Annotated in this window: 20 protein-coding genes; 4 read left to right on the top strand and 16 right to left on the bottom strand. The window is 51.0% G+C overall.

From position 1 onward, the window contains the following. From V5G20_RS11775 to V5G20_RS11765, 3 genes are all read right to left on the bottom strand, one after another. A complete protein-coding gene (locus tag V5G20_RS11775) occupies positions 1 to 1,116 on the bottom strand; it encodes an aminopeptidase (protein WP_122958705.1) in 1,116 nt (371 codons plus the stop codon). A 183-nt stretch (positions 1,117 to 1,299) separates the two neighbouring features. Further along, positions 1,300 to 1,845, bottom strand: a complete 546-nt coding sequence (locus tag V5G20_RS11770; RefSeq protein ID WP_024982970.1) for a hypothetical protein — start codon at positions 1,843 to 1,845, stop codon at positions 1,300 to 1,302. A gap of 92 nt (positions 1,846 to 1,937) precedes the next feature. After that, entirely contained in the window at positions 1,938 to 2,366 is a 429-nt protein-coding gene (locus V5G20_RS11765) for a MarR family winged helix-turn-helix transcriptional regulator (RefSeq protein ID WP_003386079.1), read from the bottom strand. A 411-nt stretch (positions 2,367 to 2,777) separates the two neighbouring features. Here V5G20_RS11765 and lepB point away from each other — a divergent pair, with 411 nt between their 5' ends. Continuing rightward, a complete protein-coding gene (lepB, locus tag V5G20_RS11760; protein WP_003386080.1) occupies positions 2,778 to 3,338 on the top strand; it encodes a signal peptidase I in 561 nt (186 codons plus the stop codon). A 79-nt stretch (positions 3,339 to 3,417) separates the two neighbouring features. Continuing rightward, positions 3,418 to 3,753 carry a hypothetical protein gene (locus tag V5G20_RS11755; RefSeq protein WP_003386081.1) on the top strand — a complete coding sequence of 112 codons (336 nt, stop codon included), beginning with the start codon at positions 3,418 to 3,420 and terminating at the stop codon, positions 3,751 to 3,753. Positions 3,754 to 3,958: 205 nt separating this feature from the next. Here V5G20_RS11755 and ltrA read toward each other — a convergent pair whose 3' ends face one another. From ltrA to V5G20_RS11720, 7 genes are all read right to left on the bottom strand, one after another. Continuing rightward, positions 3,959 to 5,224, bottom strand: coding sequence for a group II intron reverse transcriptase/maturase (ltrA, locus tag V5G20_RS11750; protein WP_024985202.1), 1,266 nt, complete (start codon positions 5,222 to 5,224; stop codon positions 3,959 to 3,961). Positions 5,225 to 5,845: 621 nt separating this feature from the next. Continuing rightward, positions 5,846 to 6,886, bottom strand: a complete 1,041-nt coding sequence (locus V5G20_RS11745; protein ID WP_338463420.1) for a M15 family metallopeptidase — start codon at positions 6,884 to 6,886, stop codon at positions 5,846 to 5,848. A 123-nt stretch (positions 6,887 to 7,009) separates the two neighbouring features. Beyond that, entirely contained in the window at positions 7,010 to 7,885 is an 876-nt protein-coding gene (locus V5G20_RS11740) for an NAD-dependent epimerase/dehydratase family protein (RefSeq protein WP_338463419.1), read from the bottom strand. Between the two features lie 157 nt (positions 7,886 to 8,042). Next, a complete protein-coding gene (ggt, locus tag V5G20_RS11735; protein ID WP_003386085.1) occupies positions 8,043 to 10,094 on the bottom strand; it encodes a gamma-glutamyltransferase in 2,052 nt (683 codons plus the stop codon). A gap of 197 nt (positions 10,095 to 10,291) precedes the next feature. Beyond that, positions 10,292 to 11,359: a phosphodiester glycosidase family protein gene (locus tag V5G20_RS11730; protein ID WP_170208355.1), complete on the bottom strand. Its 1,068-nt coding sequence runs from the start codon at positions 11,357 to 11,359 to the stop codon at positions 10,292 to 10,294. Beyond that, positions 11,349 to 11,861, bottom strand: a complete 513-nt coding sequence (locus V5G20_RS11725) for a hypothetical protein (protein WP_003386089.1) — start codon at positions 11,859 to 11,861, stop codon at positions 11,349 to 11,351. The genes V5G20_RS11730 and V5G20_RS11725 overlap by 11 nt, the downstream gene beginning before the upstream one ends. Before the next feature lie 103 nt (positions 11,862 to 11,964). After that, entirely contained in the window at positions 11,965 to 12,789 is an 825-nt protein-coding gene (locus V5G20_RS11720) for an RDD family protein (RefSeq protein WP_003386090.1), read from the bottom strand. A 64-nt stretch (positions 12,790 to 12,853) separates the two neighbouring features. Here V5G20_RS11720 and V5G20_RS11715 point away from each other — a divergent pair, with 64 nt between their 5' ends. Next, positions 12,854 to 13,846, top strand: coding sequence for a stage II sporulation protein M (locus V5G20_RS11715; RefSeq protein ID WP_031932938.1), 993 nt, complete (start codon positions 12,854 to 12,856; stop codon positions 13,844 to 13,846). On the opposite strand, the gene V5G20_RS11710 is transcribed toward V5G20_RS11715, so the two are convergent. Genes V5G20_RS11710 through V5G20_RS11690 form a run of 5 tightly spaced genes read right to left on the bottom strand, consistent with a single transcriptional unit; the run spans position 13,813 to position 18,798 of the window. Next, positions 13,813 to 15,183 carry a DUF58 domain-containing protein gene (locus V5G20_RS11710; RefSeq protein ID WP_024982964.1) on the bottom strand — a complete coding sequence of 457 codons (1,371 nt, stop codon included), beginning with the start codon at positions 15,181 to 15,183 and terminating at the stop codon, positions 13,813 to 13,815. The genes V5G20_RS11715 and V5G20_RS11710 overlap by 34 nt on opposite strands. Continuing rightward, positions 15,134 to 16,054, bottom strand: coding sequence for an AAA family ATPase (locus tag V5G20_RS11705; RefSeq protein WP_003386093.1), 921 nt, complete (start codon positions 16,052 to 16,054; stop codon positions 15,134 to 15,136). Before V5G20_RS11705 ends, V5G20_RS11710 begins: the two co-directional genes overlap by 50 nt. A gap of 8 nt (positions 16,055 to 16,062) precedes the next feature. Next, positions 16,063 to 17,190 (bottom strand): DUF4350 domain-containing protein, encoded by a 1,128-nt coding sequence (locus tag V5G20_RS11700; RefSeq protein ID WP_003386094.1) that lies wholly within the window; start codon positions 17,188 to 17,190, stop codon positions 16,063 to 16,065. Then, entirely contained in the window at positions 17,174 to 17,809 is a 636-nt protein-coding gene (locus tag V5G20_RS11695) for a DUF4129 domain-containing protein (RefSeq protein WP_003386095.1), read from the bottom strand. Before V5G20_RS11695 ends, V5G20_RS11700 begins: the two co-directional genes overlap by 17 nt. Next, a complete protein-coding gene (locus V5G20_RS11690; RefSeq protein WP_003386097.1) occupies positions 17,806 to 18,798 on the bottom strand; it encodes a hypothetical protein in 993 nt (330 codons plus the stop codon). The genes V5G20_RS11695 and V5G20_RS11690 overlap by 4 nt, the downstream gene beginning before the upstream one ends. Positions 18,799 to 18,992: 194 nt before the next feature. On the opposite strand from V5G20_RS11690, the gene V5G20_RS11685 reads away from it, so the two are divergent. Further along, positions 18,993 to 20,341 (top strand): IS3 family transposase gene (locus V5G20_RS11685; RefSeq protein ID WP_155808037.1). Its coding sequence is split into 2 segments (ribosomal slippage): positions 18,993 to 19,437 and positions 19,437 to 20,341, totalling 1,350 coding nucleotides; the frame shifts between segments, so codons are not numbered across the junction. Between the two features lie 69 nt (positions 20,342 to 20,410). Here V5G20_RS11685 and V5G20_RS11680 read toward each other — a convergent pair. Further along, positions 20,411 to 21,487: a hypothetical protein gene (locus V5G20_RS11680; RefSeq protein ID WP_031932941.1), complete on the bottom strand. Its 1,077-nt coding sequence runs from the start codon at positions 21,485 to 21,487 to the stop codon at positions 20,411 to 20,413. Between the last annotated feature and the right edge of the window lie 210 nt (positions 21,488 to 21,697).

The raw sequence follows: 21,697 nt of genomic DNA, 5'->3' as shown, positions 1-21,697 counted from the left end.
TCAGGAGCTGAGGTTTTCTGGGTTGAGACATTCTAATTCCGGAATGACAAACCGGCCGTCCTTTCGGATCAGAACTTCGTCAAACCAGATCTCCCCTCCGCCCCAATCCGGTCGTTGGATCGATACCATGTCCCAGTGGACAGAGGATTTGTTTCCGTTGTACGCCTCGTCATAGCACTGGCCCGGCGTGAAGTGGAAGCTTCCGTCAATCTTTTCGTCAAACAGAATGTCCTTCATCGGATTTCGGATCAGCGGATTTACGCCGATCGCAAACTCTCCGATATAGCGCGCACCCTCGTCTGTATCCAGGATAGCGTTCAAGCGCTCCGTATCGTTGGCTGTCGCCTTCACGATTTTACCCTGCTCAAAATGCAGGCAGACCTGTTCGAAAGTAAATCCGTTGTACGGAGTCGGCGCATTATGCGTAATCACTCCCTCTACGGAATCCCGTACCGGCGCTGTGTACACTTCTCCATCGGGAATATTGCGCAATCCGGCACATTTGACAGCCGGGATGTCCTTGATGGAAAAACGCAAATCAGTGCCTGGTCCTACGATTCGAACGCGAACTGTCCGGTTCATCAACGCAACAAGGTTATCCATCGCTTCGTTCATTTTACTGTAATCAAGGTTGCACACCTGGAAGTAAAACTGTTCGAAAGCATCGGTACTCATGTTCGCCAATTGCGCCATGGACGGATTCGGATAGCGCAACACCACCCATTTTGTCTCAGGCACCCGGACATCCATGACAGGCAGCTCGTAAAGACGCGAGTACATACTCATCCGATCAGCTGGCACATCTGCCATCTCATTGATGTTGTCGCCTGCGCGTATCCCGATATAACAGTCCATCTGTTTCATCAAGGCTGTCTCATGCTCCGCCAGCAGCGTCAGCTGTTGCTCTGTACACTCTTTGGCGAGCTCCCGTTTGATCTTCGGATCGACCAGTTGAACAAACGGGTTTCCTTTTGCCAGATACACCTCCCGAATGATCGCCTGAACCAGCTCAGGCGTATGGCCTACCGCATGTATCAGTACATTTTCTCCCGGCTGAACACGGACAGAATAAGAAACAAGATTGCGCGCCAATTCCTCCAAACGCGGATCTCTCATACGTTCACCCCTTTTTCAATTTTCTGACTCCCTTCTATTGTTCGCAATCAACCCTTGCAAGTCAATAAAAATTTTTTTATTAAAGACCGGCAGCTCGGACCGATTACACATACCTAAACAAAAAAGCAGCCTCTTCCCGGTGGAAAGAGACTGCTTTTTCGCGTTCATTTATTGGACTGTTCCTTATTTATCGCTATCGGATTCAGGAGCGGACCATACCCAGCCGGAACGAGTTCCAGTGTCAGCACCTTTGCTGGAAATGACGATGGTATTGTCCTCTGTCGGAGCAGCTACCCAACCAGTGCGTGCAGCTTCTTGGCTAACAACTGGAGAGATGACGATTGTTTCGTCTTCCTTCGGCATTTGAATCCAACCTGTCGGCTGAACATTTTGCGCCTGACCGCGCTCCAAAATGACATACTGGTCTTCTACCGGCATGTTTACCCAGCCTTGTGTTGGTGCTACGAAGGCACCCCGGTCGCTGACTACGATTGTTTGATCTTCCAGAGGGGCATTTACCCAGCCTTTAGCCGCAGCATTGCTGTCAATTTTATTGGTAATGGTGATCGTTTGATCTTCCAATGGCATGTTAATCCAGCCGCCTTGGCCGTTTCCAAATACAGGTTTTTCAGGTTGAGTCGCTACTTCTTTAGCAAATGCAGCGTTCGTAAACAGCGTTGCGCCCAGCACCATGGTTCCGAGCATGAGAGTTGTCATTTTTTTCATCATTCATACACTCCTGTCTTTTCACGCTGTCCATGAAATATCTCTTAGCCGCTATGCTACGCGATACCGGTTGCCCAACAGGCAAACGCGATCCTTCATTCCTCGAGGCCTTGTTTCATTTTTCGCAAATAGGTTGCAAACTGCTCAAGCTCTTCGTCGCTCAAGCTCTTCAACAAGCCCTTCATCAGGTTCCTTCGCTTGCATAGCAACCGTTCGATCAAGGGGATCGCTTTATCGGATACGGTTACCCAAACAACCCGCCGGTCCTGTTCATCGCGAATTCTGTTGACGTATCCGGCTTTCACCAGACGATTCAAAGCAATCGTCGTTGCACTGTTGGATTGCCGTAACACAGTTGCGAGATCCGAGACGGTACTGCGCTGCTTGTCGTAGAGGACACGGAGCAGTATGAATTGTTTTGGACTGATAACCTCATCTTCATCCAATAGCCAGTGACTGATAAAGTAACGGGCCATCTCGATAAAGGCTTGATCCAGTTCCTCGATTTGAACAGCGCGAGACATTTCGCTCACATCATCACCCATTTTCAGAAAGTAAATACTTTTACTATAAAACTATATAGCGTTTGGTTTTATAGTGCAAGTATTTCGATAGTTTCTGCGCATTTATGTACCCGCCTGAAAATAGGTTGATACGAGAGTGGACAATGCGTTTATGATTTAATATTTTTACTGTAAAACTAATTTGCAATGTCATATTACCTCATAATGAAAAACATGGCAAGATGTTTAATGGTGACGAATTTGTGAACAGGAGGCAAGTCCCATTTCCCACCGATTTCCATGAATCCGGCTTCTTCTTCGCTTTGAAAGCATGTATAATAAGAACATCTGTCGGTTTTTCCCCAAAACGTGAGAAGACCCGCTACATACAAAGATATGCCGACGGAGAAACTTGTACATGGGAGATTGCTTATGGAACAAATTGAACGTGCTGCCAAGTGGAAAACAGAATTGCTTGATTGGGTAAAATCGTTTGTCTTGATTGGCGGACTCACCGCTTTTATCTATGTCTTTGTCATGGCGCCTTATGTTGTACAAGGCCGCTCCATGGAAAGCACACTGCACGACCGTGAACGCGTCATCGTCAACAAGGCCATCTTCTATTTGAAGAACCCGCAAATCGGTGATATCGTCATCATTCACCCGGATGCTTCGGGGGAAAATTGGATCAAGCGGGTCGTCGCCCTGGCCGGCGATACGGTAGAAGCGAAAAACGACCAATTGTACGTAAACGGCCAGCCTGTCAACGAGCCGTTCCTGACAGCCAACAAATTAAAAGCTGCTGCTGAAGGTGTCACGCTGACGGAAGATTTTGGACCGATCACAGTTCCGGAAGGACATATCTTCGTGATGGGTGACAACCGTAACAACAGCATGGACAGCCGTGCAATCGGGCCTGTCAGCCTTGATCATGTCGTGGGACGGGCCGAGCTTGTCTACTGGCCGCTGGGAAGCATCCGTCTGCCCAAGTAATTGCAAGCGAGTAATGAATCCTCTTCCTTTCGCTCATCCTATGATGGTACGGCATAACGATCATCAGGAGGTTGGGAAGATGCACAATTTGCAACATACTCAGCAGGAAATCGCTCAGTGCAAGCAAATCGCTCAGCAAATGATTCAGCAAACGATGCAAGCGAGCAATACGTATCGGCAAATGCTCCAACAGGAACAGCAAAACGCAGCCACTCTGCAACAGCTTGCTGCGCGTGAATTTGAGGCCGTTCGGATGATTCAACAGGCTTTGCAAGGACATGATACGGCTATCCGGCAGCTGCAGCAGGTCATCTCTTACTGCGATCAAATGGAACGCGAGCTGCTTCAAAGATCGTACCAGCAGCAGACCGCTTTCTCTCAGCCGTCTTTGACCGCAGTTACGGGAAGACAGTAGCTGTTATTACCGGGAGTCCTGGCTGCCTGGATTTATCCGGGAAACCATTCAAAAAACATGCAAAGAGCATGACGCGGGGGATTGTCCGTCCTTCCCGCGTCTTTTTGTTTGGGAGCAGTTCTCTGTGCAATGACAATCGAGTAGGAGGGGGCGACTAACCCCCGTCCTCTCACACCACCGTACGTACCGTTCGGTATACGGCGGTTCACCAAGCTTGACGAATTTGAGAATATCGTTGCACTAAGCTTTTCAGCCCTTGTTGTTGCCAGTAGGCAATGCCGAGGGCTTTGTGTATATGCGGAGACTTTGTGGTACGCCATGCACCCTTGCGGGTATTTGCAATTTCAATGGCTTTTACGTGAGATATGCCAAGAGAACGAAGTTCTCGATATCTGGTTCTCACGCGTTTCCACTGCATCCACAAACAAAGACGGAGCCTGCGCCTTGTCCATTCCTCAATGGATTGTAGAATGCCCTTCGCGTCTGCAAGGGCGAAATATCCAATCCAGCCCATGAGGTACTGATTTATTCTTTCAATCCGCTTCTCCATCGAGATGCTCCACACCGGATTCGTGATCGTGCGGATTTTCTCTTTTAGCTTGAGGAGGGATTTGGGATGGATGCGAATCCTTGTCTGTTTTGCAAAGGTAAAACTAAAGCCCAAGAATTTTCGTTTCCATGGTCGGTCTATCGCGCTTTTCTCCTCATTTACTTTTAGCCTTAGTACCTTCTCCAAGTGGTTTTGAATACTCTTCTTTACTCGTTCCCCTGCCCGTTTTGTTTTCACGTAGATGTTACAATCGTCTGCGTAGCGGCAGAAACGGTGGCCTCTCTTTTCGAGTTCCTTGTCCAAATCATCAAGTAGGATATTTGCCAAAAGTGGGCTTAACGGCCCACCTTGCGGTGTTCCTTCACTTGATGTTGTACAGACGCCATTTATCATGATCCCCGCATTCAAGTAGGAACGAATCAGTCTTAAAATTCTCTTGTCCTGAACTTTTCGAGCCACACGGCTCATTAGAATATCATGATTTACGCGATCAAAGAATTTCTCTAGATCGATGTCCACCACGAAACGATATCCTTCGGAGATATACGCTTGCGCTTTCCTTACTGCCATGTGAGCGCTACGTTTTGGACGGAACCCATAGCTAGATTCCGAGAAGGTGGGGTCGAAGATCGGCGTTAACACTTGGAGGATGGCCTGCTGAATAAAGCGGTCTACCACGGTGGGAATGCCTAATAACCTTACACCACCGTCAGGTTTCGGGATTTCGACTCTGCGAACAGGTGAAGGTCTATAGGTTCCCCTTTCCATCTTCTCGCGGATGGCTTGCCAGTGTTCACGTAGATAATCGCGTAGTTGTTCGGTTGAAACACCATCGACTCCACCGACACCTTTGTTTTCCTCCACTCGTTGGAGTGCCATCCGTAAGTTTTCCCGTGATAAGACTTTTTCCAGCAAATCCATAATGATGTTCCTTCCTTCGCACATGCGGACTCCGTGCTTGCTGTACGATACTCAGCCCTCTTTTGTACCCTCGGGGCTTCACCCCTGCTCTTCAAAAGTAGTTCCTTGACAGAATTCTGCTTCGACGTACCGTATCAAAAGACATGGATCGCATGCTGACTTGATGTTCGGCCCTTCCCCATTCAAGCGTCCTCTACTCGGGTACTATGGCCTCTGCTGACTTCTGCATGTTCAGCGTCTCCTTACGGAGACGGTTACCAACAGTTGAAGGCGTTTCATGCAGACCTCCCCAGGTAAGAACGATAACTTTCATCCCATGTACCTGCCCAAGTTTACTACTGTATCCCTTGGCTGTATGGGGCTTTGTCTTGTTTGGCAGACTCGCCCGGATACAACAGCCTCAAATTGGGTTCGTGTACCTCAGGTCGGGATTTTGCCGCCGGCTTCCTTCAGATTCGACCTCGCGGTCGACACCCTTGCCTTGAGCTAACGGTTGGTACAGCCAACCCCCGTTCGGGACTTTCACCCTATAGCTATCGCCCATGCTGGGCGCACAAAAAATACCGCCAGATAGCAGCTACCTGGCGGATGGTTTCCTTGAAGCGAATTGGTCCTGTTTGTTTACGATTGGCTTTGCACAGCAACAGCATCCTGGAAGTATTCCTCCAGCGTGATGCCCTTTTCCATGATTTCTTTGGCCATCGTCGTTCCTACATACCGCAAATGCCACGGTTCATACGCATAGCCCGTGATCTCTTCCTTGCCCTTTGGATAGCGGATGATAAAGCCGTGCTCTGCACAGTGAGCGGCGAGCCACTTTCCTTCCGGCGTATCGGCAAACGGCTCTTCCAGTCTGGTCCAGGAATCGGCACCGGAAACGTCCATAGCAAGCCCGGTCTGGTGTTCGCTTTTGCCGGGATTGGCACTGTAACGGGCAGCGTGCTCTGCTCCCTGCGTCTTTACGTAGCCGTCAAAGAGCGATTTTTGCGTCCGGTAGGAACGATATCCCGACACGCCGTACAACTGGATTCCGTCTTTCTCCGCGGCGGCAAACAGCGATTCGAGAGCACGAGCGGCGGGCTCGCGGAGAAGCTTTTTCTCAGCCTTGCCGGAAAACGGGAAGGGGACGTTTGGTTCCGTTAATCCTGGCGGGATATAATCGACAGGCAGCGAGCGCTGCTTGTTCACAACAACTGCAAGATCAGTAGGATTGGTTACAGTCGGAACACTGTTTACCATCATAATGGTTTCAGCAAGCGACGATTTCACCGTAATTTGAGCCGTTTTGGTTTGCCCCTGATATTCTACGGTTACCTCTGCCTTGGAGCCGATCGCTGCGTGCTCGGAAATGGCCAGCTTGCCATCCGGCGATACCGTTGCCACATCTGGCGCAGAAATGTGGTACGTGACTCCTTCTCCATGAGGCAGTGCTTTCTCGCTTCCCGGAGCGAGGACAAATGTCTCAGGAATGGCATTCCAGTCGATAGATGGCGCTTCTGGAATCGTCGTCTCTTCTCCTGTCGCTTGTCCTTCCGGTGCCGTAGTCGATTGTCCGCCTGATCCAGAGATCCACGTGCTGACATCCGGAGCTTCACATCCTCCCAGAAGCGCGCCGGAAAGTGCGGCTGCGACAGCGAGAATGACTGTTGGTTGCTTTTTCATCGGTTATGCCTCCTGGTTTCCATCAAGACAAATACAGTCTTCAGTGTCTTTACTACCTTACCATGTATGAAGACGTATGAAAAGAATGGAACGTAACGGGCCAATTGGCTGCCGCGACTCATTTTATTCTGCCGCCAAGCGCTGAATCAAAGGCACAAGCCAATCAGAGAGCGACCGAAACGCATAGCCTTCCCTCCGGGCTTTGCCCGTATCCAGAACATAGGAATCCGGGATCGCAAACGGAGACAGCTGTTCGGCCGTACCGCCGGTCAAGATTCGGGCCGGTTTGCCGATTGCGTCTTCGACTGCACCGAGCAGTTGGGGAAGTGTCCATGCGTCGTCAGAACAAGCGTTGTAGGGCCCGCAAGCCTGAGTTGATTCGCCAGCCCACTGCAGAAACCGGGCCGCTTCGTCCGCGTCTATATAGGATTGCCTCGCATGCGGGTTTCCGACATAGATCTCTTTTTGAGCTCGTATCTGGTCCACATAAAAATGCAGCCTCTTGGTATAATCCTCCACACCCAAAACGATGGGAAATCTGACGGCAATCACCGGAAAGCCGGCTTTTTGAAACAAGGCGGCCTCCGCTTGCCGTTTTCCCTCTTCATAGGAGACCTCTTCTCTCGTACCGGCTGTGATCGGATATGAATACGGGTCAAAATCAGCTTCCCTCCTGATCAGCGGAGAGTGTTCGTACACAGCTCTTGAGGAAGTGACGACGAGTCTCTTTACTTTCCCCTCCAATACTTGCAAAATGTGGCTCGCATTTGCTCCCGTGTAGCAGAGACTGTCAAAGACCAGCTCCCATTCAGAGCTTCCGATGCGTTTCAAGGAATCCAGATCATTCCGGTCTACCTGCATACGGGCAATCTCGTTTCCAAACGGGTCGGCTTGCCTTCCCCTGGTGGCGATCGTGACGTCATAACCGCTATCAACGAGACCTTTTACCAGCCTTTTTCCAAAAAATCGCGTCCCACCCAATACCAGAACTTTTTTCATCTCGCACTCCTGTTTCTTTTTTTGGTTGTCGGTAAACTACTTCTCCTATTTCGCACGCATCCCCTGCTCTCTTTGCATGAAGAAAGGGAGCCCAGTCTTGGAGCTCCCCATTGGCTTTTCATTTTGCTTGGTCCTGTCGGAATCCAGTCTCTATCTCCTATTGCTTTTGCAAGGAGACAACTTTTTCCTTGGCATCCCACGTCACCGTAAATCCTAGCCCCTCTGCTACTTTTTTGACGGGCAGAAAAGCGCGTCCGTCGATGAAGGCCTGCTCGCTCTGGAAGGAACCTGGTTTTGCGTGCAAGCCGAGCAGCAGTTTATCGGCCTGGACGTAAGGCTCGCCTTTGTACCAAGCCAGTTGATCTGCCGTATACGGATACAGGTTTCCGTTTACCTTTATCTGGAAGGCTGCTTTTGGCGATTCCTTCGGGGCGGGCGGCTCGGCAGACGTATACGCGACCGCGTCTACGCCCAGCACCGTTCCCTCACGGGTATTGTCGGCTCCGCCGTACATCCTGCCGTTTTCCAGGTCGTAGATGATCGCCTGCACGTTTCCGATGTTTTCCGGCTGTGCCTTGAACGCATGCCCCATCCCCATCAATTGAAGGATCACATCCTGATCAATGCCTGCCTCCCAACTGACCGTCGGATAGCTGCTGGAGAAAATCCGTGGAGAGAGGATCGCTTCCTGGATCGGCATATCGTGTTCCAGCACATTCAAAATCGTCTGGGAGACGGAGGCGATGATCGTCGAGCCGCCTGGCGATCCGACCGCCATAAACGGCTTGCCGTCCTTGAGCACAATCGTCGGCGTCATGCTGGAACGAGGCCGTTTCCCCGGCTCTACCTGGTTTACCCCTCCGGGAACAGCATCGAAGTCAGTCAGTTCATTGTTCAGCATGAAGCCGTAGCCCGGGACCATGATGCCGCTGCCAAACACGTCCTCGATCGTCGTCGTATAGGAAACGAGATTGCCCCACTTATCCATGACCGCAAAATGCGTAGTCTGTTTTACCGGAGACACCTCGACCTGAGACATGGCCTTCACCGCTTTTTTGCCCTCGTACCGCCATGGGTCTCCCGCCTTCACATCACTGCTTGCCTTTTCCGGGTTGATCAGCTTTCTCCGCTCACTGATATACTCATCATGGATCAACCCCTTTTTCGGCACCGGGTAAAAGTCCTCATCCGCCATATAAGCAGCCCGGTCGGCATACGCCAAATGATTCGCTTCGATCAGCCGATGGAGATACGCGGCAGAAAGAGGGCCGTCCTTCTTGTTGTCGAAGCCCTCCATCAGCTTCAAAATCTGGATCAGAGTCAAACCGCCAGAGCTGGGCGGAGCCATCGAGACTACCTCGTACCCGCGGAAAGTGCCCTTCACCGGCTCCCGTTCTTTTACCACATAATTTTTCAGATCCTGCATCGTCATGGCTCCGCCTGTGCGCTGGACCTCCTTGACCAAAGCCTCGCCGATCTCGCCCTTGTAAAGTGCATCGGTCCCTTTTTCCTTGATCAGCTTAAACGTTTTGGCCAGCTCCGGCTGAATCAGAAGCTCTCCCGGCTTCAGCGCCTTGCCATCCGGAACAAACACCCGGCCAGCCGTACCGTGTTTTTGGAGCTTCTCCGCAGAGTCCGCAATATGCTGGGCGGTGATCCAGTTCACCGGCACTCCTTTTTCGGCCAACGCGATGGCTGGATCGATCACTTCTCCCAGCTTCATTGTTCCGTACTTTTTCAAAGCAGTATCCAGTCCAAGCAGGGTACCCGGAACCCCCACTGCCTTTCCGTTGGTATGACGCTCTTCAAAAGGTACCGGCTTCCCGTCCTTATCCAAAAACAGCTTCGGATCAACTGCTTTCGGCGCCATTTCCCGACTGTCTATGACTGTGATTTTTCCTTCCTTTTTCAGGTAGATCATCATGAAGCCGCCGCCGCCAATGCCGGACATTTGCGGTTCGACGACATTTAGCGCCAGTTGAATACCGGCAGCGGCATCCACCGCATTGCCTCCCTGCTGCAGGATATCCTTGCCCACCTGTGCGGCTGCAGGATGGGATACCGCCACGATTCCTTTCGTCGCGCCCGTCGTTCCCTCGGGAATGCCCGGGACCTTGGCTTGCATGGGGACAGCCAGCAGCAAAAAAGAAGCTGCCGAAGAGACGATTGCTTGAAGCTTTGTCTTCGTCGTCGCTTTCACCTTCCTCATCCTTTCCTTCCCGTCTATGTATTGCCTAGCTTCATTATAATTTTGAATATTCCGACCAGTCAACGTGGAGAAAGTCTTATCCACCCGGAGAGGACAGCCGGAACGACGTCAGAACGAAAAAAACCCTTTCTCGTTTGCAGAAAAAGCCTTCTTTTCCTGCTTGCGAGAAAGGGATTTCGTCTGTCTTCCCATGACTGTTACGGCAAGATGACCAAATTGCTAGATACCGGCCGCTCTTTGCCTCCGGATGGACGGTTCAGCAGCTTGCCGTTGTAGAAGAAGGCACTGGAGCCGCCGCCGTCCAGATTATAGGCATCCACGACGTGAAACTCCTGCAGCTTCCGCTGAGCCTCTTCCAAGGTTACGCCGTTGCTCCACCCCTTGCGCCGGCCGTCGATGACGATCAGCAGCAAGTCGCCATTGTCAAAGTGACCAATCAGTGTCCGCGGCTGACGTGTATTCGCCCATTGCTTCGGTATCGTCATCCGCTTGCCGTTTTGGAGCAGGGTCGGCAGGAAGCTGGCCCCTTGCAAAATGCCCTTCTTGGTAATTTCAGCCTGAGAGGAAATCTTTCCTCCCACCAGTCGCCCGTTTTTGTTAAAGCCGACGAAGCTCAAATCCGTATTATTGGAAAACGTGCGAATCTTGCCGTCAACGACCGTTGTGCCAATCGGCGTCAAATATCCGCCTTTGCTCATAAAGCCCCCTGCATTGATCGCCAGTATGGCGCCAGTCCGTCGGGCTGCGTGACTCGTCGTCTCTCCGCGACTTTTGACCGAATCGCCCGCGAGCACCATCTTGAGGGCATTTGGATTGTTTAAGCGGACTTTGGCCATGTACCCCCGATAGCCTGCTTCCTCCAGGGAGTAGACCTTGACCGTTGCATTTTTGCCAAAGGTTTGGCCAATCGGGTTGCCGAGCATGTTGGCCAGGAGCTTGTCCAAGACGTCCGCCGATTTTTGCGTTTGCGACTTGCTGGCCTCCAGGAGGTTGTGGATCGATTGGTTCTGCTTCTCGTACTCTTCTTTTTCTTTGGTGGCTTGCTCGCGGATGTCTTCGATCAGGAGTTCCGTATTGCGAAGCAGATCTTTCGTCTCGTTCATTTGCTCCTGCAGCATGGCCACCTGCTCGTTCGCGGCCTTTGCTGATAATGCCAACCCTTCGTAAGGCAGCTTGTCTACCGGATTGGCCTGGGAGAACGCCAGCAAAAAGCCGACAGCTGGAGCGAGCAGAAACGCAAAGAAGCGATGGATCTTACCAAGCACGAGCCGCATCCTCCAGTTTTTTCAGCGAAGCTTTCAAATCGACCAGCTGTTTGTTCAATTGATCGATCCGATCCTGCAGGGCCTGCTTCGTCTTATTGCTTCCGCCGAGCGTCTCTCCAGTGAGCTGCAGCTCCTCCTCGATGTTGGAAAGCCCGCTTTGGACCTGCTTCATCTCATCTTGAACCAGTGCGATCTGCTCCTCCATCGCCTTCATTTGCTGAGCGTTCTGCGTCTGTATCGCCTGAATTTGCTGGCTGACCAGCTGCTGCTGCTTGTCCAATGTATGTACGGCAAAAGCGTACCCGGCCCAAGCCAGCCCTCCCCACAGCACAACAGCCAGGACGATTGGAACGGCTGAGCGTTTCTCCTCCGAGCGGGGCGCTAGCGTTTGAAACAAGCTTTTAAACAAACCGTTGCGCTTCCGTCTTCCCTGCTTGCTTTGATCGGGAGCATGTAACGTTGTGGATGGTGACGACGATGCGGACAAAATTTTGTCGCTCATCAGTTCCCCCTCCTTTCGTGTGACAAAGAATGAGGTTTTATTATATCATAAAACAATTTTCGACACCTCTTTGCGCAAAAGATCAGGACCATCGTCCTGATCTTTATCTTCCGATCATCCATTCATGCTTGAGCTGCTCATGAAGCCGCAGGACAAACCCGACCGGATGCGCTTCCGCCGCCTGTCCATCCGGCCAATCGATCCGCGTGCAGATGCGGCGAACAATCTGCATGGCCAGTTCAATCCGTTTCCCCTCAGACAAAGAGGGAAGTCTGTCTACGAAGGTTGCCAGCAGGTTCCAGTCCTCACGTGTAATGGCCCGCTTTTGCCGCTCGTCGAGCAGTACCGGCGGGGCTTCCGCCTTCCATCTCTCCACCTGTCTGCCCCATCGTCCGCGAAAACGGGTACGGGCCGCGCCTTCCTCGACCACAACGATCGTCCCTGCCACCAGGTCGCCGATCCGCTTGTCTCGCGGATGAAAAAACGAAACGATGCTTCCCAGCAAGTAGCCGGTCGGCAGGCTGTCAATAATCCGAAACAGATTGCGGATCACCGCTGACAAAAACGTTAGTGATTGACCATTCTCCTGAATCACACGGATTTTCATCCATTTTTTGCCAGGCGTCTGACCGGCTCGAAAGTATTCCCAGACAAAGAAGTAGCCAAAGTTGAACAGGAACAGCGCGATCATTATAATGGCAATCGCATAGCTCTCCGACTCCAGGAAAATATCCTCTCCATTTCCAAAAACAACTATGCCAAACAAAATAAATACAGTAATATTAACCAAGAGAAGCAGCCCTGTATCGATCAGATGAGCAGCCGCCCTGCTACCGAGACCGGCTGTCTGAAACCTTAGCTGGACGTGCTCCGGTGTGACGATGGCAACTTCTCGTCCCGCCTGGTTTGGTATGTGTTGTTCATTCATGCCGGTGCTTCACCCTTCCTGTACACTACACTCTTTATGAAAAAATTGAAAGGAGGCCCTTTTCGTGAATCTGACATCATTTTGGCAGGCGCACAAAGCAACCTGGGCTGAGCTCGACCGCTTGCTGGAGCACTTTCAAAAGCGCCCCCGTTCTATCGGGGCGGTGGAAATAGACCGTCTGACGCTTCTGTACAAAAAAGCTTCCGCCCATTTGGCTTATATCCGAACCTACCATCCAAACGATGAGGTGACCCGCTATTTAAACCAACTGGTAGCACGGGCCCACAACATTGCTTATCAACAGCAGTCCAGCAGTCTCGGGCAGCTGTCCCGCTTTTTTTGGGTCCATCTGTTTTCGCTGGTGCACAAGCGAATCTGGTTCATCGGCCTGGCCGGGCTCCTGTTTGCCATTGGCGGAATTTCCGGCTTTGCAGCAGTCATGGTCGATCCATTGAATCTGTATTACGTGCTGCCGGAGGGAATGGCTGCCCAAATCGATCCCAGCCGACTGGGAGAAGGCCATGATGCCATCAACAGTCCGCTTATGTCCACCGCGATCATGCTGAATAACATCAAGGTGGCATTTCTGGCCTTTATCAGCGGCATTACGCTCGGCGTGTTCCCCGTTTACCTGCTGCTTTTCAACGGCCTGTTGGTCGGAGCGTTGGCATCTGTCTACAGCCAGGCTGACAGCAGCTATGCCTTCTGGGCTTACATCCTGCCTCATGGCGTGATCGAGCTGACGGCCATCTTTATTGCCGGAGGAGCCGGACTCCACATGGGCTATCGGCTCCTTGTACCCGGCATTTACCATCGCAAATTTCAGTTTTTGCAGGCAGCGAAGGAATCCGCACAGTTGCTGCTGGGCACGATGCCGCTGTTTGTCATCGCCGGGATCATCGAAGGGTACATTACTCCGTCTTCGCTCTCTTTGGAGGCGAAGTACAGTGTGGCCGTGCTGACGCTCCTCGCCTTGGCCGGCTGGTACCTCTACGGATTGTACCGCCATCGCCGCAGCAGCGGTCAGAGCGCTTCTCTCGACTTGATGTCCAAATAAGAGTTTACAACAGTCAGCGTCAATTGATCGGCCGGAATGTCCAGTACCTGGATGCCCGCGCCGATCATTTTTTGTTGAAACGCTTTGCGGTCCAGCCAGAAGCGCTGCGCCAGCGCCTTGATGTACGCCAGACGGCTGTCTTTGGTCTCCGTCCTGCTCCACTCATGCAGCAGCGGATCAGCCAGCGAGAGCAGCAGCAGCAAATGACTTCGCCGCAGTCTCCACAGGTATGCTCCCAATTGATCCTCCAGCAAGTAATTCTCCATGTCGGAGAAGAGGACGATCAGACTCCGCCGCTTCTGCTGCCGATGCAGGTACTCCAGTGCCTGCAGAGGATTGGATTCGACAAAATCGCTTTGCAGATCGTACACCGCTTCGACGAGCGTATGCAGGTGGGCGAGCCCGCGGCCAGGCGGCACATACGTTTTGATTTCGTGGGAAAAAGCGAGCAACGCTACTTGATCTCCCTGCTTCAACGCAACGGCAGCCAAGGTGAGCGCCGATTCGATGGTCAAATCCAGCTTCGTCTTCCCTTCCAGCTCGACGCCCATCATCCGCCCGCAGTCCAGGAGAATCGTCAGCACTTTGCCTTGTTCCGGACGGTATTGGTTTGTCATCAGACGCCTGCTCCGCGCTGAGGCAGACCAGTTTATGTAGCGTGGATCATCATCCTGCACATATTCGCGGATCGCATGAAATTCTGTACCGCTTCTCGTACGCAAGAGAATTTTTTTCCCGTCCACAATCAAGCTGTCCTGAAGGGACTGCAGATAGCCCCGGACGGCGGTGAGATCCGGATACACCTTGATCTTTTGTTCACAGGGGATTTTCGCCTGCTTTTCCCACAGCCGGATTTTTCCCTGATAGCGCAAATACAAATAGGACAGCGTAAACAATCCCCGCTCGTTTCCTCGCGTTGTGTACGATACCGTTTCATACTTTTGTTTCAGAATGCCCTCTACCGCTTCCGGGCGGTCAAAGGAGATGGGCAGATCGTCTCGCAATCGGAACAGGATCGGTTGACCGCTGTGGTTCTCCAGCTCGATTGACACCGTCAGTTCCTGGCCGATGTCGGTCTGCTCAGGCAGCCTGCGAACCGCTGCGATCTTCTTTGCTCGGGGCATCGTATACCAGTCGGCGATGCTCGCCAACAGCAGCAAAGCGTTGTACATCCAAAAAAGCGCATAACCGAGTCCGGCCAGCGAGCCTGCCGCAGCGACTGCAGCACCACACCCGAGCAGGATGATCATTCTCTTGGTGGGCAGCACGCCATTTTCCAGCAGCCTGTTAACGAGGGACCGGAATGGCCGCGAGCGTTTCGTCGATGATGTGGTCACTGTTTCCCCCCTCCAATTCCACTTGTGGAGCCACAATCAGCCGGTGACGGAGGGCTGGACGGGCGACAGCCTTGACATCGTCTGGTGTGACATACATCCGGTTATCGAGCAAAGCCCATGCCTTGCTTGCCATGAGTACGGCGATGCCTGCACGCGAACTGGCTCCCAGCAATAGTCTCTTTGTCTCCCGCGTCTTGCGGATGATCGTCGTGATGTAGGCGAGAATTTGCTCCTCCACCACTACGTCCTCCAGCTTTTGCCGCTGCAAAACAATCTCCTCGATTCCGCATACGACCGTTTCGCTCTCCTTCTTTTCGGCAAAGAACGGAACATGCTGCTTCAATATCTCCAGTTCCTGCTCCTGTGACGGATAATCTACCTGCAGCTTGAACAAAAACCGGTCCAACTGTGCTTCCGGCAATACATAGGTCCCCTCGTACTCAACCGGGTTTTGGGTAGCCATGACAAAAAACGGATTCGGCAGCTCGTAAGTGACCCCGTGTATCGTCACCTGGCGCTCTTCCATTGCTTCCAGCAGCGCTGCCTGTGTCTTTGGCGGGGTACGGTTGATCTCGTCCGCCAGCAGCAGATTGGAAAAAATCGGTCCTTTAAGGGTTTCGAACGAGTTTTGCTGCATATTGAAAACGACGTTTCCGACAATGTCGCTCGGCATCAGGTCAGGCGTAAATTGAATCCTTCTGTATTCACCGCCAATCAGCCGTGAAAGGGTCCGGACCATTTTGGTTTTCCCGATGCCGGGCACCCCCTCCAGCAGAACATGGCCTCCAGCCAGCATGGCGGTAATCAGCAGGCGGATATTTTGCCGTTGTCCGAATACGTGCTTCTCCATTTCCTGTAGCAATTGCTGCACGTTTTGCTTCACTCCTTTTCCAATCGCTTGGTCACATCATCTAAAAGCCGGCTGTCGGCTACCAGCCGTTTCGCCGTGTAGTGCCGGTCTTTCTTTGCGTCATCCAGCCGGGCGAGAGCGTGGCTCAGCTTGCCGGCCTCTTGCGCTGTCCAGTGGCTTTCAGCTACCCGGACGATTTCGTAATCGGTCGTGCCTTTGTGCAATCCCCATCGGTCCGCAAGCAACTGACGCAGGTACGCCTCCCGAATCTGCAGAGCGTCCTTGGCCAGCCGTCGCCGTTCGTACCAGCTCGAAATCGCCAGAAGCGTTTCATCTCCACGACGAACTGTCCATTCTCTAAGCGTATAGACGGGGCCAAAGCGTTTCCCCTTCCACCAGATAAAGAGCAGCAGAGCGATGGCGAGCTGTGCCAGGCTGGCAATCAGCCAGTCCGGATAGATCGCCAGGATTCCCGGTCTCTGCTGATAGCCGTGATGGTACTCATCTATCCAAAAAACGCTCCAGTCTCCCTGGAGGTACGGCCAGATCAATTCAAAGTGGTTATGTTCCATTATCTTGCCGTTCGTGAGCCACTCCGGGACGAGAAACAAGCTTACTGTCCCTTCTCCCACCCGGCTCCGCCCCGCCAGAATCCCCTCCTGGTCAGAGAGCAGCGGCTCCATTCCATCCGCAGGATCGATTCTCCACTCCGTATCTGCCTGTCCGAAGCCGGGATTGTTCAGCAGCGAGCTTTCTACTCGCCGTTGTTCCGACTCGTAGCCTCCAACCAGACTGACGCTTAGGTCGGCATCCTCCCATCCTTCCGGCTCCCTTTGAAAGATGAGCAAGTCATTCCCTTTTTCCACCCATTGCAGGAGCTCTTCCTGTTCTTCCTCCTGCAAGCTATATGGTTCTACAAGCAGCATGGCCTGGCTTGTTCCTTCCGGAAGGAATCCCGTCGGTTTTCTCCATTCCTTGATTGCCTCACGTTTTTGTCCCAGCAGCTCCATTACTGCCTTCGTTCCATTGGGGTTGGGAGAAAAGGAGACATAGGCAGAATACGATTGGCTCGACGGTTTGAGCAGCATGATTCCCGCCACTAAGAAAAGCAGGATCGCCGCTCCCAGAACCAGTCTTGATTTAGCGGCGTTCGTCATGTTTTCCCTCCCCGTGCAATCTCCTCTCCAATTCGCTCAGCGATTCCCAGAAAGCAGCCGGAGCAAGCTCGGCCCTTCCATACCAAACCTGTTCAAAAAGACGGGCATGTGTGCGGAAGAACGTTTCCCACTCGGGTTGCCTTGCCTGCAATTCATCGAGGTACTCCCAATTTGTCTTCCAGCTCTCAATCCGAACCCAAGAGCGCTCCTGCATAAAACTGAGCAGAGCCAAAAAAGAATAGCGCACACCTTCGCGCCAGTCTTCTTTTTGTCCCCGTTCTTTTGCCTCGCGCAAGTAATCGGCATACGTGCGGATCCGTTCTTCTCGGGCGAGCAACTGGTTCTCCGCCGGGCCCCTGCGGACCATTCTCCGCCACCAGATCAAAAGAAAAACGATGACGCCAATCACAGCCGCGGCAACGATAACCTTTGACAACACGCTTGCCGTCCCCGGACTGACATCAGCCGACTGCAGCATGCGGGCAATCGTATCGAGGATTTCCTCGAAGAGGGCATCCAGCCAGCTCTTCCCCTGCTTTTTTACTTCCCCAAATTCGTCTCTGGCCAGAATGTCCGCAAGCCTTTCCTTGTCTTGGGTAAGCATTTCCGAATCGATCATGGCCTATCTTCCGCCCCCGGGGCAGTAAATGCCGGTTCTGTCTGTTCCTGAAGCAGCGCTTCGACATCCGTTCCGTCGTGGCGTACTTTCAGATCGAGATAGGCAAGCGAGTAAACGATCATCATCCACGGAGTCAACAGACATGTGAACAGAACCATCAACAGCTGTCCCAAAACGGATATGCCGAATATACCCATGAGAAGGGCCTGAATGCCCCCTGAAAAAATCGAATAAATGACCATGAGCACCAGGTACAGCCCGACTAACCGCCAGAAGTTCCCCTTCGTCAGCCTCCAGCTCCGTCCGATCCCGATCCCGTCGCGTTCCACCAGGACAACCGGCAGAAAAAACGCCCAGCGCAGGAGAAAATACCCGGGAACCAGAATCATCAGGACCAAAAACAGCAGATAGGCCAAGATGGCGAAGATGACGATGACAACCGGATTCGGGTCGTCAAACTCAAACAAGCTGCCAATGCCAATCCCCAGCATCGACAATAGAAAAATAGCCACGCCAAACGCGAGCATAATGCCAATTGCAATCAACATATAGACGACCGTGCTTCCTGCCATCGGCCAGAACCTTCCAAATGATTGCTTCAAAGAAGCCTTCAGCGAGATCGATTCCCCGTACACAGCAGCCTGAGTAACAAGCAGCGTCGCTCCCTGCAGCTGCGGATAGACCAGCAGGATACTCAGCGGCAGCCACAACAGCAAATACACCAGCAATTTCCCGATGTCGTCCGTCATTGCCTCATCCGATTGGATAAAACGGTTTTGCAAAAACTCTTCAAAACTGCTCGAATCATCGTCCGATACCAACAGCGGCATGCTGCCTACGTCATTGAGCAGTACCTCCTGCAGCAACAGCAGCGGAGCAAACAGGATTAGTGCCAACAGAAAAAACGTGGTAAAATGTTGGCGGTACACCGAAAAGCTCCGGTCCAATAAGCCCCCCACTCCCATGGGTTCAAGCCGCTTTCGATCCATTCGTGAAACCTCCACCATCTCTGTATTTGGGATTACCCGACCATTATACACGATTTTCCTCTTTTTTGAAAAAATTCCTCTCTATTTGACACAACATGTCGGAACACGAAGCCCTTGCAAAAAGAAAGCACTGCTCCTTTTGAACTGCACCCCAATTGTTGGACATATTCAACAGTTGGGGGTGCAGTTTTTTTATGACTAAATTTAGTGGGGATGTTAAGTTAGCTGCGGTTCAACGATACTTAGAAGGTGTGGAGAGTTATGCTTCGATCGCAGCGTCCATTGGTGCATCTGACTATATGGTGAGAAACTGGGTGTTGCAGTACGAGCATCAGGGTGAAAAAGCCTTTGTAAAATCCTATACAAGTTACTCGGTACAGTTTAAACTAGACGTACTCAATTATATGAATACTTATGGGACGTCTCCGAATGAAACAGCCGCCATTTTTCGAATCACCTCTCCTGGATTGATTCGAAAATGGAGAATGCAATTTCAATCACAAGGAATAGACGCTCTCATTTCAAAGAAAAAGGGGCGTCCAGCCATGAAGAAGAGACACAAGAAAGGAACACCTGTTGAAGGATCAGTCGAGGCACTGCAGGAAGAATTAGAGCGTTTACGCATGGAGAATGCTTACTTAAAAAAGTTGAATGCCTTAGTTCAAAGCAAGGAAAAATTACAAAGCAAGACAAAGCGCAAGTAGTATTTGAACTAAGGACCGAATTTCCTATAAAAGCGCTACTTAAACTCGCGGGTATTCCACGAAGTACGTATTATTACTATGTAAAAACTTTCAGCCGTCCAGATAAACATGCTGAATTAAAAACATTAATTCAGGCGATTTACCATGAACATAAAGGACGCTACGGATACCGTCGTATTAAGGATGAACTCAAGAATCTAGGACATCAGGTAAACCATAAAAAAGTACAGCGATTGATGAAACAGTTAGGCTTAAAAAGCATGGTTCGGATGAAAAAATATCGCTCCTATAAAGGGGAAGTTGGAAAGGTGGCGCCGAATATTTTGGATCGCAACTTCCACGCAGACAAGCCAAATCAGAAGTGGGTAACGGATATTACGGAGTTTAAATTATTTGGCGAAAAGCTTTATTTATCGCCAATGTTAGATTTATTTAACGGAGAAATTGTCGCCTATACGATTGATTCAAAACCAAGGTATTCTCTTGTTTCAACGATGCTGGACCAAGCTTTTAAACGACTAACAGATGAAGACGAGCTGCTTATTCACTCGGATCAAGGCTGGCATTACCAAATGAGCAAGTACCAACAGGCATTAAAAGAAAAGAACATTACGCAGAGTATGTCACGAAAAGGAAACTGTTATGACAATGCTGTAATGGAGAACTTCTTTGGTATCTTAAAATCGGAATTTTTATATATGCAGGAGTTTGAAAACATTGAACATTTTAAACAAGAGTTAGCAAAATACATCGATTACTACAACAACAAACGAATCAAGGCAAAATTAAAAGGCTTGAGTCCAGTGCAATACCGAACTCAAACCTTACTTGCTGCTTAATTAAAATGACTGTCTAACTTTTTGGGGTCACTTCATTTTGATGTGCAGTGCTTTTTCGACTCCATTTTTCTATTCCGTGACGCGGATCACCGCACTCGCCGCTCCCCGCTTTTCGCCGTCCTCTTGTTCTACCTTCACTTCAAACGTAAACGTCCCTTTTCGTTTGGGGACAAAGCGGATCACAACCTTCTGGATTCCCCGCTTTTTGTCGTATTGCCGCGTAATTTCCTCTGCCTTGTAATTCCAGGAGATTTTATGATCCTCCCATTTGCCGATCTTGTAGTAGGCTACCAGGTAAATTTCGTCTCCCGCTTTCATGGTCGCTGTGCCCGGACTGAGAGAGACAAGTATCTTGTCATGGTCCTCGACGGTAAACTCGGTGACGGCGCTGGCCTCAATTGTCTCGCCTGTCTCTTCGTCCTCCATACCCGCAAAGAAAAATGGCTTGTAAACTCCCGGTATTTTTGGAGTAAACGTCCCCGTCGTCACGTACTGGTTGTTTTTTTGATCCAACTCAGTCTCCAATTCCTCTACAGGCTGTGATTGATCAACAGAATTAAAGAAAAACATAAACTTCGGCTCGGATACGAGTTTACCTTTATTGGGTGTATAGACAGTAAACTTGATCGGCTCGCCTACCTTATAATATTCCTTCTGCTCAATTTTAAAGATGGACTCTACAGAAGGATTCATGGGCGGCATATTGTCAACTTGGATCATTTTGCTCGCATGTCCGAACCACTTTTGCTCTCCGTCATCCATAACGATTTTGTACACGAGCTTATAAGAAGTGATTCGACTTCCCGTCGAAAAGACACCCTTTGAGACATACTGGCCGTCGACCTCTTCGGTTTTCACAGGAATATCCAGTCGTTCTCCTTTCTCACCGTAATTGTCGATGGACATCTCGACCTGGACCAAATCGCCCTTTTTCTCCGTCATGGCTATGGCTGTAATCTCTTGTTCGTAATTATATTGCTTGTAGTCTGGTGTTAAACGAAGCTGACTCTCCAGTTCACTCGCTGTTTCTTCCGCAGTTGCTGGTTGAACGCAAAAGAAGCCAAGTCCAACAGCCAACACGGCGGTCCAAACAAACATTGACCAACTGGCTTTGTTGCTTCCCGGAAACCATCTGAAGCGCTTCATACCTTACAATCCTCCTCGGCCATATGGCTTAGGTCATTTTCTTTTATTATAGCGAAACAAATCGACTTTTCATCCATTTTCCAGTTATGTAAATATACAGAGTTCACACGAGCAAAAAAAATCCTCCAGCCATTGAATCAATAGCCGGAGGCATAGTACGTGAATGGTTCTATTATATGAAAAAGGCTCGGGAATTTCCTTCGTAGGTTG

Origin of the sequence: Brevibacillus borstelensis (assembly GCF_036700025.1) — a bacterium.
Classification (GTDB): domain Bacteria; phylum Bacillota; class Bacilli; order Brevibacillales; family Brevibacillaceae; genus Brevibacillus; species Brevibacillus borstelensis.
Note: the sequence above shows the minus strand (reverse complement) of the source record. Positions and strands in the feature narration are given on the sequence as shown.